Origin of the sequence: Flavobacterium buctense (assembly GCF_014486695.1) — a bacterium.
Lineage (GTDB): Bacteria > Bacteroidota > Bacteroidia > Flavobacteriales > Flavobacteriaceae > Flavobacterium > Flavobacterium buctense.
The window spans coordinates 204156-217468 of record NZ_JACTAB010000002.1 but is presented as its reverse complement, the minus strand read 5'-3'; the positions used below and the strand labels follow the sequence as shown (position 1 = coordinate 217468).

The following is a 13313-nucleotide window of genomic DNA, read 5'->3' as shown; positions in this document are numbered from 1 at the left end:
TAAAAATATAAATTAAAAAAAAAGCTACCCACAAGGGGTAGCTTTTATAAATTACTGAATTTTAATACTAGTATCCAGGGTTTTGTGTAGCTAAAATACCACCATTAGCATTTGATTCAACTGTTGGTATAGGCAAAGCAAATCTATAATCAGATACCGGCAAAGAACAAGCGCCATTTACAGCACAATCTTGGGCATCTCTAAGGATTCCTTCATTAGCAACGCCACCTAAACGTTTCAAATCAATAAAACGATAACCTTCAGCTATGAACTCAAGTCTTCTTTCTTTTAGTACATCTTTATAGGCTTCCGTTGCATTGGCATAAACCGGTGTTGGATGCACTCTATTAGAACGAGCATTTCTAACGGCAACAACAGCAAGTGCAGCATCAGTCAAATTACCTGTTGCAGCAAGAGCTTCAGCTTTAATTAAATACATTTCAGACAATCTACAAATTTTAACGTCATTCACCATTAATCCATTAGTAGTAGTACCAGGATATTTTCTAAAAGCAAGTTTGTCAGTATTTCTGAAATCTGTACTAGTTTGGTAATTGTAGTCTACAATTGACGTAGGGTGTACATTCGTTGAGTAACGGATATCACCATAATTAGCCTTAACAGGAACTGCAAGACCTGTACCATTTGCCCCTGCGAAATTTGCTGCTGCCGGAGTAGCAACTGTAGGGTCAACTGTAAGTGTAATGTTGTCACCTGTAACCGTTCTTACATAATAAACTTTACCTCCTAATAATGCATTCGCAGGAGTAGTTGCTGTACCATTTGCAGAAGTAGCATTTGCCGGTCTGCTTTCTGTAGCTACAAACATATCACCAACCGCTAAAGTATGACCAGGAATCGTTATTGTAGTACCAGCTATGGCAGTAATTTGATAATCAGTTGCTGAAGTCAAATTAGTAGTGTTAAGAACATTAAACAATGATCTTCCCATTTCGAAGAAAGGTGAACCATTTAAAGTTGTATTAACACTTGCCCATATAGCTCCCGTTCTTGTTTGACCAGTCTGTTTTTTCAATTTGAAAATAACCTCTACGTTAGCTGGATTAGAATCTGTATGGAACACAGAAGCATAATTAGCAAAAGAAGCTAAAGATAAACCAGAATTATTAATTACTTCATCAGCAAATGTGATAGCATTAGCATTGTCGCCTCTCATAAGGTTTACTCTAGCTTTCATAGCTACAGTAAAGTTTTTATTAGCAAAAATTGCATTAGGAGTTCCGGTAACACCAGCATATAATGCTTCTGCAGCGGCCAAATCGGCATCAATTAAATCGTATACTTCTCCATTTGTTGCTCTAACTCCTAAAAAAGAAGTTGGGTAAACATCATCTGACAAGATTACACCTAACGCATTTCTGTCTTTAGGATTGGTAGAGAAATACGAAATCAATTGCATATGACAATAAGCTCTCAAAGTATAAGCTTCAGCAACCAATCTGTCAACAACCTGTTGATCTGCAGCATCCACAGGCTCAAAATTATTAGCAAATTTAATAACCCTGTTTACACGTGATAAACAAAAGTAATGACTAGTCCAGATACCATTTGGTGAATCTGATGCTGCATTTAAAAGGAAAGCATAATTGTCATCTAAACCTTGACCACCATTGGCATAACCAATACTTGCTTCGTCTGTAAAAATAGAATTGAATTCAATTTCACTCGTAGGAGTCAAAAGTATGTAGGCGGCATTCATCAACTTTGCTAAATCAGCGCTGGATTGAACAGCAACTTCCTCAGTAAGTGCTCCGGGGGTGAATGGATCCAGCAAACTATCGTCACATGAAGTAACGAGTAAACCTGCACCCAAAATAAAAAAACTTAAATATTTTTTCATATCTTTTATTATTTATTTATTTATTAAAATTTAAGGTCTAAACCAAAGCTAAAAATCCTTGGCGTTGGATACTGAGCTTGGTCAGCTCCTCTGTTACTTTCAGCATCGAAACCTTGCCATTTTGTCCAAGTGTATAAATTTTCCCCTTGAACGTAGAAACTTAAACCTGTAATGAACGTTTTATCAAGGAATTTCTTAGGCACTCTATAACCTACTTGAAGGTATCTAAGTCTTACATAAGAAGCATCTTTTAAGAATCTGTCTGAATTAGCAGCAGCACCTAGGTTAGCAGCATTCAAAGACGGAACATCAGTAGCTGTATTAGTAGCAGTCCAAGCATTTAATAAGTCATCAGAAACCACAAACTGTCCTAATGAAGTTGGATCATATAATCCTTCTAAGTCGTAATCAAAACGGTGTACATCTTGTACGAAAGTAAAGTTTGAAGTAGCAAAGAAACCTTTATAGTCTAAGTCAAATCCAAAACCTCCTTGGTAAACCGGAATAGAAGATTTTCCTGTAGCTCTACTATCATCACCAACACTTGGTGTTTCAGTTAATGTACCATCAGCGGCTTCAAATAACAAGTTACCATTCTCAGGATTTACACCTGCATATGGATATAAATAGAATTGAGTTATTTGTCCACCATTTTGCGTGATAGTAAGTCCATTGATTACACTACCGTCATTTGCAACAATTCCATCAATACTATTGTCGTTTTTAGAAGCATTAGCTCTTACAGTGAACTTGAAGTTTTCATTTCTTACCACATCATAAGCTAATGATACCTCAACTCCTTTGTTAGTAACTTCAATATCACTATTTCTTGTTAATGTAGTTGTACCTGATACAGGAGATACTGGTGAAGAAAAGAACAAATCAGATGTAACTCTGTTGTAATAATCTACAGTACCTCTAGCTCTGTTTTTGAAAAATTCAAAATCAAGTCCAACATTCCATTGTGTTGTAGTTTCCCATCTTAAATCATTAGCTCCAAAATTGATGTTAAAACTTGCAGCACCGTTGTACTGACCTCCTACTGTAGCATTGTTAGCATAAGTATCTCTTGTAGGAGGTGGTTGTAAACCACTCCACTCAGTACCAGCAATAATTCTCTCATTACCAGTCTCACCATAAGAACCTCTTAATTTTAATACTTGGAAACCACTGTTTTCCATGAATTTTTCTTTGTTGATATTCCATCTACCGGCTACAGACCAGAAGCTACCCCAAGCATAATCAGATAAGAATCTGCTTGTACCATCATATCTGTATGTACCAACTACACCAAATCTATCATTAAAATCATAATCTAAAACTCCAAAATAAGAAATCAAAGAATATTTAACTTTAGAAATACCACCTGTAGGTCCATAAAAATCATGTGCTGCAATATCTGCTAAATAACCTGCACCTGTTCCAGGCACAAAAGTTAATGGATCTAAACCTCTTTGTCTTTGGTTGTCATTCTCTGCTTGAGAACCATAATATTCAGCATTACCAATAGCAGTAACAGTGTGTTTTTCAGCGAAAGTTTTCTTCCACTCTAATTGCCATAATTGGTTAAAACGGAATTCTCTTCTTTGGTTAACATCCTCGAATCCACCATATTGAGCAGCTGGATTTAAGAATAGGAAAGCATTAAAGGAAATTGGGTGCTCAGACTGAGTAAATCTTGTCATAATGTTTTCAAAAGATGTTCTAGATCTTGCCGTAACATTTTTGAATAAATTATAAGACAAATCAGCACTGGCACTCATTCTAATCTCATCTGTATTATTAGTATAAGTTTCTAATTTATCAATTAAGAACAAAGGAGTATATAATAATGTACCATCACTATTATATAAATCAAATACTTGTTGAGAACCAGTATACTCATCTGGAGTAATGTAAGGCGCACTCAAAGTAGCTCCTAAAACGTAGTTTCTGTTGATTCCTCCTGTACCTAAGCTAGTTGCTTCGTTACTTTTTGAAAAACCTAAAGAGATGTTAGTAGCGTAAGTAAACTTATCATTAGTAGATTTACCTGAGATATTGTTTCTAAGGGTAAAACGCTTTAAACCTGTAGTATATAAGATACCTTCTTGATCTAAGTAACTCACAGAAGTATAAGAATTTAAATTCTTACCTGAAGTTTCGATACTTAATTGATGATCCGTTGATTTAGCTTGTCTGAAGAAATAACTTACCCAGTCAAAATTGGTATTATATGCAGCAATTTCCGCATCTGTTAGAGTATTACCTCTACCAACACCATATCTTTTTTCTAAAGTCAATAACTCTCTTGAATCTGCGAACGAATATTTGGTTCTTTGTAATTCTGTATATCCTGAAGTTGACGAATATCTAAAAGTTGTTTTAGCATCACCCGTTCCTCCACGTTTAGTTTTGATTACAATAACTCCATTTGCTCCTCTATTACCATAAATAGCAGTTGCAGCAGCATCTTTCAAAACCGTTGCCGATTCGATATCTGTTGGGTTAATAGATCTAAAGTTAGACTGATTTGTCGGAACACCATCAATTACATATAATGGATCTGTATTTCCATTAACTGTACCAGCACCACGAATGATTACTGAACTACCAGAACCCGGTTGTCCTGTACCTGAAGTAATATTCAAACCGGCAACTTGCCCTTGTAATGTTTGAATGAAAGAGGCATTCGGACGGTTTTCAATAGTTTTTGAATTAACCGTTGCTTGCGCCACTACTGTTGACGCTTTAGTAGTATTACGGTAACCTTCTACTACCACTTCATCCAATTTTATACCGTCAGATAATGTAACGACATAATTATTGGCTGCACCTACAGTTACACTAGAATTGTTGTACCCTGTAAATGAAATTACTAAAACCTCACCGGCTTTAGCTTTGATGCTAAATTTACCATCAAAATCTGCTTGTGCAGAACGAGTAGTACCTTTAACAACAACATTTGCTCCAGGAAGCGGTCCAGTTTTATCTGAAACAACTCCTGTTACAGTTTTCTCTTGTGCAAACGAAAACTGCATTGATAACGCTAGTAAAAGCGTAAAAATCCATTTGAACTTCGATCTCATATTAATTTTATTTGAGTTAGTTATTCCGCAAACTTCTTAATTATTTCTTAAATAAACAAATATTACTTCGGAATAATATAATTTATTTGTGTTAAAAAAGTTTGCCATTAAGTTGTGAGTAACAACCCAATACTCAATTGACGGCTATAATTGTAAAAGGTTGCGTCAGTTTTTATATTTTTATAAAAAATAAAGTTTTATGCTAAAATCAAGATTTTCTTTAAATAGTTCAGAATGCGGAACTGATGAAGCCGGCCGCGGTTGTTTGGCCGGTCCTGTTACCGCCGCTGCAGTGATTTTACCGGAAGATTTCAAATTGGATTTACTAAATGATTCCAAACAACTTTCCGAAAAAATCAGAGAACAATTAAGACCCTTGATTGAAGCCCAAGCTATAAGCTATAGCATCACTCACCTAGATCATACCGTAGTCGATGAAATCAATATTCTTAACGCTTCCATAAAAGCAATGCAAGAGTGCATACTTAAACTTGATCCATTACCTAATTATATTATTGTTGACGGAAACCGATTTAAAACCATAAACAACATTCCATTCTCCACCATTGTAAAAGGAGACAGCAAATTCCTTAGTATAGCAGCAGCATCTGTTTTGGCAAAGACATACAGAGACGAATACATGAACACAATTCATGAAGAATTCCCAATGTACAATTGGAAAAAAAACAAAGGATATCCAACTGTGGAACACCGAGAAGCCATAAGAAAATATGGCGCGAGTAAATACCATAGAATGTCATTTCGATTGCTGCCCGAACAATTAAAACTATCTTTCGACTAAACAAACTATGACAAAGACTCTAATCTAAAACAAACACTGCTTCAAAAAGTAGCTGAAAATGTTTGGCGATTTTTTCTTTTACTTCTGCTTCATCAATCTCTTTTCCTAATTCAACATGAAGTGAAGTTACCGCTTTGCCTTTAATACCACAAGGGATGATGTTATCAAAGTAGCCTAAGTTGGCATTGACATTTAAAGCAAAACCATGCATGGTTACCCAACGACTCGCTCTAACACCCATAGCACAAATTTTTCTTGCAAATGGCGTTCCAACATCAAGCCAAACACCAGTTTCACCTTCGCTTCTTGTACCTATTATATTATATTCTGCTAAAGTGAGAATAATTACCTCTTCTAAAAAACGCAAATACCTATGAATATCGGTGAAGAAATTTTCTAAATCTAATATTGGATAACCTACAATTTGCCCTGGACCGTGATAAGTGATATCACCGCCTCGGTTGATTTTATAAAAGGTAGCGCCTTTGGCTTCCAATTGCTTTTCAGAAAGCAACAGATTAGACAAGTCACCGCTTTTTCCTAACGTATAAACATGCGGATGTTCTACAAAAAGGAAATAATTAGGCGTTACTAAATCAGTATTACTCCTTTTTTGGATTTTGATATCAACAATTTCTTTAAAAAGGGCTTCTTGGTAATCCCAAGTTGCCTTGTAATCTTTATTACCTAAATCTTGGAGTTGTATCTTTTTATTCATTACTCGAATTCAATTTCAATATCTAATGATTTTGGCTTTTTCATGTAATCTTCAAAAAGATAATCAATAGTTACTGTTTTCTTGTCTTCACTCAACACTGCATTTGGGATGGAAACTTTTTTTACAGGTTTTCCAAAAACATATACCACTTTATAGCTTGATTTTCCCAACAGCTCTTTCATGGCCTCAGCTACCTGATCCAATTCTTGGTTTTCATCTCCCTCAGTTGAAAGCGAAGTGTCTTCTTCTTTAATTTGCTCTTTAACTTCTTCTAAAGCTTCTTTTAATTCAAGCTCGGAAACTGTTTTTCTAAATATTTTTCCGTCGTAATAATAAGACGTTGACGCACTTTCCTGTGCTTCTGCTTTGGCCACATCTGTCATTCCTTTGTTAGGGGCAATTCCGGATTCCTTTAGTGTTTTTACCGGAGAAGTCATGTCTTTTAATTCCTCGATACTCTTGAAATTTGAGAAAAGGGAATAGGTCATCTGTTTGGCTTCTTCATTCATTAAGATTCTTATGCCAAAATTTTCCATTTTCCTGAACTTTTCTTGCTCTTCAGGAGAGAGTTTTGCTATACTGTCTTGTTTATCAGCAAATACATCCTTAAACATAAAAGTGCTGTCTATCATCTTCTTTTCGCGGTCTTCAGCGCCTTTTCTTTTTTTCTTTTTTGACTTATTTCCATCCGAAGCGCCGAAATCACCTCCGCCCATTTCCATTAATGGAGACGCATCCATTTCATAATTGAACTTTCCCGAACCATCTTCATTGACCAATAAAGTTTCGGTTATTTTACAGCTTTGAAAACAAAAAACTGCCACACCAACAAATAAAAGTTTGATATACTTCATAAAATTAATTTTGCCAAATATACAAATGATTTGCCAATTAGCCCCGATTGAAGTGGCACGAAGTAGAACGTAAAGCGGGAAAATGGATTACAAACAAAGCCCGAACCATTCGCTCCAAAAATAAAACACTTTGCTACTTTGAGGCTTTGAAACTTTGCCACTTATCCCTATCTTTGCCCGCTTAAATACAATACGATATGCAACTTTCGGAACAAGAAATTATCAGAAGAGAAAAACTAAACGCTTTGCGCGAATTAGGCATTAACCCTTATCCGGCGGATTTATTTCCCGTTGACCACACCTCTAAACAGGTTAAGGAAAACTTTGAAGAAGGAAAGAAGGTTGTGCTTGCGGGTCGAATGATGAGTGACAGAGACATGGGAAAAGCTTCTTTTGTAGAGTTGCAAGACAGCGAAGGCAGAATTCAGTTGTATTTTAATCGCGACGTGCTTTGCCCGGGTGAAGACAAGACTTTATACACTCAAGTCTTTAGAAAATTAACTGATTTGGGTGATTTCATTGGAATTGAAGGCGAATTATTTTTAACCAAAGTAGGAGAAAAATCAGTTCGTGTAGACAAGTTTACTTTTTTAAGTAAAACTTTACGTCCGTTACCACTACCAAAGAAAGACGAAGAAGGAAACGTACACGACGCTTTTAATGATGCCGAATTGCGTTACAGAATGCGCTATGTAGATTTAGTTGTTAATCCGCACGTGAAAGAAGTATTCATCAAAAGAACCAAATTATTCACGGCGATGCGTAACTTTTTCAACGCTGCCGGTTATATGGAAGTCGAAACTCCGGTATTGCAATCGATTGCCGGTGGTGCCGCTGCGCGACCGTTTATCACACACCACAACAGTTTGGACATTCCGTTATACATGAGAATTGCCAACGAGTTATATTTAAAAAGATTAATTGTCGGTGGCTTTGACGGGGTTTATGAATTCTCCAAAAACTTCCGTAACGAAGGAATGGACCGAACGCACAATCCGGAATTTACCGCGATGGAAATCTATGTTTCCTATAAAGATTACAACTGGATGATGGAGTTTGCCGAAAACTTATTGGAGTATTGTGCCAATGAAGTGAACGGAACCACAGAAGCGATTTTTGGCGAACACAAAGTAAATTTCAAAGCGCCTTATGCACGTGTTACGATGACCGATGCTATCAAGCAATTTACCGGTTTTGATATTTCAGGCAAAAGCGAAGCAGAAATTTTTGCGGCAGCCAGAGGAATGGGAATTGAAGTGGATGAAACGATGGGGAAAGGCAAGTTAATCGATGAGATTTTTGGAGCCAAATGTGAAGGCAATTTTATCCAACCCACTTTCATCACCGATTATCCAAAAGAAATGTCGCCGCTTTGTAAAGAACACCGTGACAATCCTGAATTAACAGAACGTTTTGAGTTAATGGTTTGCGGAAAAGAAATTGCCAACGCTTATTCCGAATTAAATGACCCGATTGACCAAAGAGAACGTTTTGAAGCGCAATTACAATTGGCCGAACGCGGTGATGACGAAGCAACTCAGTTTATAGACAACGACTTTTTAAGAGCTTTAGAATATGGCATGCCGCCAACGTCCGGAATGGGTATTGGTATGGACCGATTAATTATGTTCTTAACCAATAATGCTTCTATTCAGGAAGTGCTTTTCTTCCCGCAGATGCGTCCGGAGAAAAAACAATTAGAATTAACAGAAGACGAGAAGTTAATCATTGGATTATTGAAAACAGAAAACAACCAAGCTTTAGGACAACTAAAAGAACTATCCCAATTGAGTGGAAAAAAATGGGATGCTGCCATGAAAGGATTAGCCAAACACGGCTTGACCAAAGTAGTCGTTGACGGAGATACTAAAACAGTGGTTTTAAATTAAGACTAAAGGAACTCAAATGGGTTCCTTTTTTTATAAAGTTATCTTAATGCTTAAACCTTTTGAATCTACTGGCGTCCTATTGGCATAAACTTTAAAAATAAAAAAATGAAGAATTTGTTTTTAGCCCTATTATTGTTTGTTGGAATAACTGCAATGGCACAAGAAAAAAAAGAAAGAAGACCAGAAGGAGAAAAATTGACTAAAGAACAAAAAGTTGATTTACAGGTAAAAAAAATGACCCAAGAATTGAGTCTGAATGAAAAACAAATCAAAGAAGTACGAACAATCGTAACCCAGCAAGTAGAAAAAAGAGAAGCTAAAAGAGCTGAAATAAAAGCCAAAAAGGCTGCAAAAAGAGCCGAAATGAAAACCAAAATGGCAGAAGAACAAGCTGCAATAACTTCTGAAATGAAAAAAATACTGACTCCTGAACAATTCACTAAGTGGGAACAAAACCGTGAAGAAAAGAAAGATAAAATGGTAAAAAAAGTAAAAGCTAAAAAAAGAAATAAAGAAATTATTGAAATTGAAAAAGATAAATAGAAATAAATTTTGAGTTTCCATCAAAATAAATTAGTTTTGAAGTCACTATTCTACTAAAATTCAAAAAAATGAAAAAATTTATTGCTGCTTTAACATTATTGTTAGCATTTAGTATTAATGCAAATGCACAAGACAAAAAAGAGTTAACCTCTGCTGAAAAAGGTAAAAAAGAAGCTGTAGCATTGTCTCAATACCTTGATTTAAATGAAACAATGACTGCTGATTTTGAAAGATTATTTGAGCAAAAACACAGAACTCTTGAAGACAAAACTTTATCTCAAGAAAGAAGATCAGAGGTGGCAAGAATCATTGAAATGAAAATCAGAGCTACCCTTTCAGAAGCACAAATGGAGAAATTGACTTCTAATAAAGATTTATTTAAATCATTAATTACCAACGAATAATTAATTTATTGTTGCCTCATAAAAAAGTCCTTTCTAACGAAAGGACTTTTTTATTATTATAAAGTTTGAGCTACTTTATTCACTGCGTTGATGGTAAAATCTAGATCTTCGTAAGTCAATGCATCCGTAATAAACCAAGTTTCATAAGCAGATGGCGCAATATAAACCCCTTCGTTTAATAAGCCATGAAAAAACTTCTTAAACGTTTCGTTATCTCCATTTTTAGCCGTTTGAAAATCAACCACAGGGTTTGCATCAAAGTGAACAGAAATCATAGAGCCAACCCGGTTAATGGTAAATACAATTTGGTTATCCTTTAAAACTTTATCGATTCCTTTGTGCAAATAGGCTGTCTTTTCTTCTAATCTTTTAAATAGAGCTTCGTCTTTATTTAAAGCTTGCAACATAGCTAATCCGGCAGCCATAGCTAACGGATTTCCCGATAAAGTTCCGGCTTGATATACCGGTCCGAGCGGTGCTAAAAAATTCATGATTTCGTTTCGGGCAGCAAAAGCACCAACAGGCAATCCGCCACCAATGACTTTTCCGAAACAGGAAATATCAGCAGTTACCTTGTATAGTTCTTGTGCCCCGCCTTTGGCTAAACGAAAGCCTGTCATTACTTCGTCAAAAATCAATAGTGCACCATTGTCATCACAAACCTGTCGAAGTGACTGTAAAAATCCCTCTTTTGGTGGTACACAACCCATATTTCCGGCGACAGGTTCAATAATGATTGCAGCGATTTCGTTTTTATTAGCTTCGAATAAAGCTTTCACGTTTTCAATATCATTATAGTTGGCCAACAAGGTGTCTTTAGCTGTTCCTTGAGTAACTCCCGGACTATTTGGCACGCCAAAAGTACTCAGTCCACTTCCCGCAGCGATTAAAAAGGAATCGGAGTGACCGTGATAACATCCTGAAAACTTTACAATCTTGTCTCTTTTGGTAAAACCTCTGGCGAGACGAATTGCGCTCATACAAGCTTCTGTCCCTGAATTTACAAAACGTATTTTATCAATATTCGGCACCATAGAAATGGCCAACTGTGCAATTTGAGTTTCCAGTTCAGTTGGCATCCCGAAAGAAGTCCCTTTTTTGGCTTTTTCAATTACGGCATCTACCACAGGTTGAAATGCATGCCCTAAAATCATTGGTCCCCATGAATTGATATAATCTATCAAACGGTTGTCATCTTCATCATACAAGTAAGCTCCTTTGGCGCTTTTGGCAAAAATAGGCGTTCCACCTACCCCTTTAAATGCTCTAACGGGAGAATTCACTCCGCCCGGAATCACTTTTTCAGCTTCAGCGAATAGCCGACTGCTCCTTTGGTAAATCATATTTTAAATGAGATTTTATTTGGAATTTATTTAACGATAATGGTTTGCCCTAAAGACAATGAATTATCAGTCATATTATTTTTTCTTTTCAATTCTTCAATAGAGATGTTGAATTTTTTGGATAAAGAATATAACGTATCTCCTTTGACTACTGTATGTTTAGCCTCTTCTTCAGCATAAACAATTTCATTTTTGACTACTGTCACCGCTACATAGTCATTTCCTAAAACCTCGGCATCATATTTTCCTAATTGGTATCTTTCAATTAAGCCAATAAGCTTTTCCGGATATTTAGGGTCAGTAGCATATCCTGCGGCTTTTAAACCTTTTGCCCAAGCGGCATAATCACTTTTACCTAATTGAAATAAAGAAGCATATCTTGGTCTACTGGTCAAAAAATAAGAATGATCGCGAAAAGAACCACTTGGATCTTCATATTTTCTAAAACACTCATTTTCTTCATCGTCGGTATATTTGATACTTGGTCCGTTCCATTCTTTGTGGCATTTGATTCCAAAATGATTATTGGCCTGCATGCTTAAAGGACCGGTTCCTGCACCCGATTCTAAGATGGCTTGCCCTAAAGTAATACTGGCCGGAATTCCGGTTTTCACCATATTGTCTTTGGCAATATTTTTATATCTGTCAATGTAAGCCAAAACTATTTCCTTAGTTACTTTAACTCGGGTTGTTGCCTCTAAAATCTCGGTTGAGCTAGGATTAGAAGTAGTGGGATTAGATTTTTGAGCAACAGGCTCTGTTGATTTAGGCTGATAAGGCCTGTAAATCGGCTTCTTAATTCTTTGTGCAACCGGAGTTGCTGTTTTTCTGGGATCAGACTGTGATGTTCTGACTACTGATTGGTTAGAACCACAAGATGCCAGAAAAATCATTAGTACTAGCAAAAAAAATTTCTTAATCATAGGTTTTAATTTCGATTTGGTCTTTTTGTTTTAATAGTCGATTCATCCCTTCAATTCCTTGTAAACCGCCTGTGTGAATCAACAGTATTTTTGAGCCTTTGGGAAACCATTCTTTTTTGATTAAATCCAAAACACCGTAAACCATTTTTCCGGTATAAATGGGATCCAAAGGAATTTGATGTTTTTGATAAAAATGATTAATAAAATGGATTAATTCCGAATTGACTTTAGCATAACCTCCAAAGTGATATTCTGTAACCAATTCCCAATTTATATTCTGTACAAATTTACAAATATCTTCTCTTATAAAATCACCTTTCAAAGCAGGAAATCCTAAAACTTGTTGACTACTTTTTGAACAATTGATTAAGCCCGAAATTGTACCGCCGGTTCCAATTGCACAACAGATATAATCAAAGTGATTGTCTGTTTCCGTTAAAATTTCTTCACAACCTTTAATGGCTAAATCATTGGTTCCGCCTTCGGGTAAGAGATAGAAATCCCCAAATTTCTCTTCGAGATTTCGTATAAAATCACTATTACTTTTTTGGCTGTAAATTGCTCTGGATACAAAGTCAAAAACCATTCCGAAATCATGTGCTTTCTGCAATGTAGGATTATCGGCAATTTTGTCATGCAATTCTTCTCCTCTGATTATTCCAATGGTTTTAAAACCATACTCTTTTCCAGCAGCGGCAACAGCTAAAATATGATTGGAGAAAGCCCCTCCAAAAGTTAGTAAAGTAGTCTTGCCTTCTGTTTTGGCTTTCGCCAAATTGTATTTAAGTTTTCTAAATTTATTCCCTGAAATATAGGAATGTAGCAAATCTTCGCGTTTGATGTAGAGCGAATAATTCGTGTTTTCAATTTCAATTTTTTGATTGTAACTTTCCAAAAAGCAGTTTTTT

At 36.0% G+C, this 13313-nt stretch carries 11 protein-coding genes; 4 read left to right on the top strand and 7 right to left on the bottom strand.

From position 1 onward, the window contains the following. Nucleotides 1-67: 67 nt before the first annotated feature. Together ICG50_RS04970 and ICG50_RS04965 are read right to left on the bottom strand one after the other, a co-directional pair. Nucleotides 68-1861 carry a RagB/SusD family nutrient uptake outer membrane protein gene (locus tag ICG50_RS04970; protein ID WP_187659817.1) on the bottom strand — a complete coding sequence of 598 codons (1794 nt, stop codon included), beginning with the start codon at nucleotides 1859-1861 and terminating at the stop codon, nucleotides 68-70. A gap of 23 nt (nucleotides 1862-1884) precedes the next feature. Then, a complete protein-coding gene (locus ICG50_RS04965; RefSeq protein WP_187659816.1) occupies nucleotides 1885-4929 on the bottom strand; it encodes a SusC/RagA family TonB-linked outer membrane protein in 3045 nt (1014 codons plus the stop codon). A gap of 199 nt (nucleotides 4930-5128) precedes the next feature. Here ICG50_RS04965 and ICG50_RS04960 point away from each other — a divergent pair, with 199 nt between their 5' ends. Next, complete coding sequence (locus ICG50_RS04960) at nucleotides 5129-5731, top strand: ribonuclease HII (RefSeq protein WP_187659815.1); 603 nt, start codon at nucleotides 5129-5131, stop codon at nucleotides 5729-5731. Between the two features lie 19 nt (nucleotides 5732-5750). On the opposite strand, the gene lipB is transcribed toward ICG50_RS04960, so the two are convergent. Further along, nucleotides 5751-6449 (bottom strand): lipoyl(octanoyl) transferase LipB, encoded by a 699-nt coding sequence (gene lipB / locus ICG50_RS04955; protein ID WP_187659814.1) that lies wholly within the window; start codon nucleotides 6447-6449, stop codon nucleotides 5751-5753. After that, complete coding sequence (locus tag ICG50_RS04950; RefSeq protein ID WP_187659813.1) at nucleotides 6449-7303, bottom strand: hypothetical protein; 855 nt, start codon at nucleotides 7301-7303, stop codon at nucleotides 6449-6451. The genes lipB and ICG50_RS04950 overlap by 1 nt, the downstream gene beginning before the upstream one ends. A gap of 197 nt (nucleotides 7304-7500) precedes the next feature. Between ICG50_RS04950 and lysS the strand changes: the two genes are divergently transcribed. The 3 genes from lysS (at nucleotide 7501) to ICG50_RS04935 (ending at nucleotide 10139) form a co-directional block, all read left to right on the top strand. Next, nucleotides 7501-9192, top strand: coding sequence for a lysine--tRNA ligase (gene lysS, locus ICG50_RS04945; protein ID WP_187659812.1), 1692 nt, complete (start codon nucleotides 7501-7503; stop codon nucleotides 9190-9192). Between the two features lie 105 nt (nucleotides 9193-9297). Further along, entirely contained in the window at nucleotides 9298-9735 is a 438-nt protein-coding gene (locus tag ICG50_RS04940; RefSeq protein WP_187659811.1) for a hypothetical protein, read from the top strand. Between the two features lie 68 nt (nucleotides 9736-9803). Beyond that, nucleotides 9804-10139, top strand: a complete 336-nt coding sequence (locus tag ICG50_RS04935; protein WP_187659810.1) for a hypothetical protein — start codon at nucleotides 9804-9806, stop codon at nucleotides 10137-10139. 56 nt (nucleotides 10140-10195) lie between these two features. Here the strand turns inward: ICG50_RS04935 and hemL are convergent, their stop codons facing one another. Genes hemL through ICG50_RS04920 form a run of 3 tightly spaced genes read right to left on the bottom strand, consistent with a single transcriptional unit; the run spans nucleotide 10196 to nucleotide 13300 of the window. Next, nucleotides 10196-11482, bottom strand: a complete 1287-nt coding sequence (gene hemL / locus ICG50_RS04930; protein WP_187659809.1) for a glutamate-1-semialdehyde 2,1-aminomutase — start codon at nucleotides 11480-11482, stop codon at nucleotides 10196-10198. 26 nt (nucleotides 11483-11508) lie between these two features. Continuing rightward, entirely contained in the window at nucleotides 11509-12405 is an 897-nt protein-coding gene (locus ICG50_RS04925) for a glucosaminidase domain-containing protein (protein WP_187659808.1), read from the bottom strand. Then, a complete protein-coding gene (locus tag ICG50_RS04920) occupies nucleotides 12398-13300 on the bottom strand; it encodes a 1-aminocyclopropane-1-carboxylate deaminase/D-cysteine desulfhydrase (RefSeq protein WP_187659807.1) in 903 nt (300 codons plus the stop codon). Before ICG50_RS04920 ends, ICG50_RS04925 begins: the two co-directional genes overlap by 8 nt. Between the last annotated feature and the right edge of the window lie 13 nt (nucleotides 13301-13313).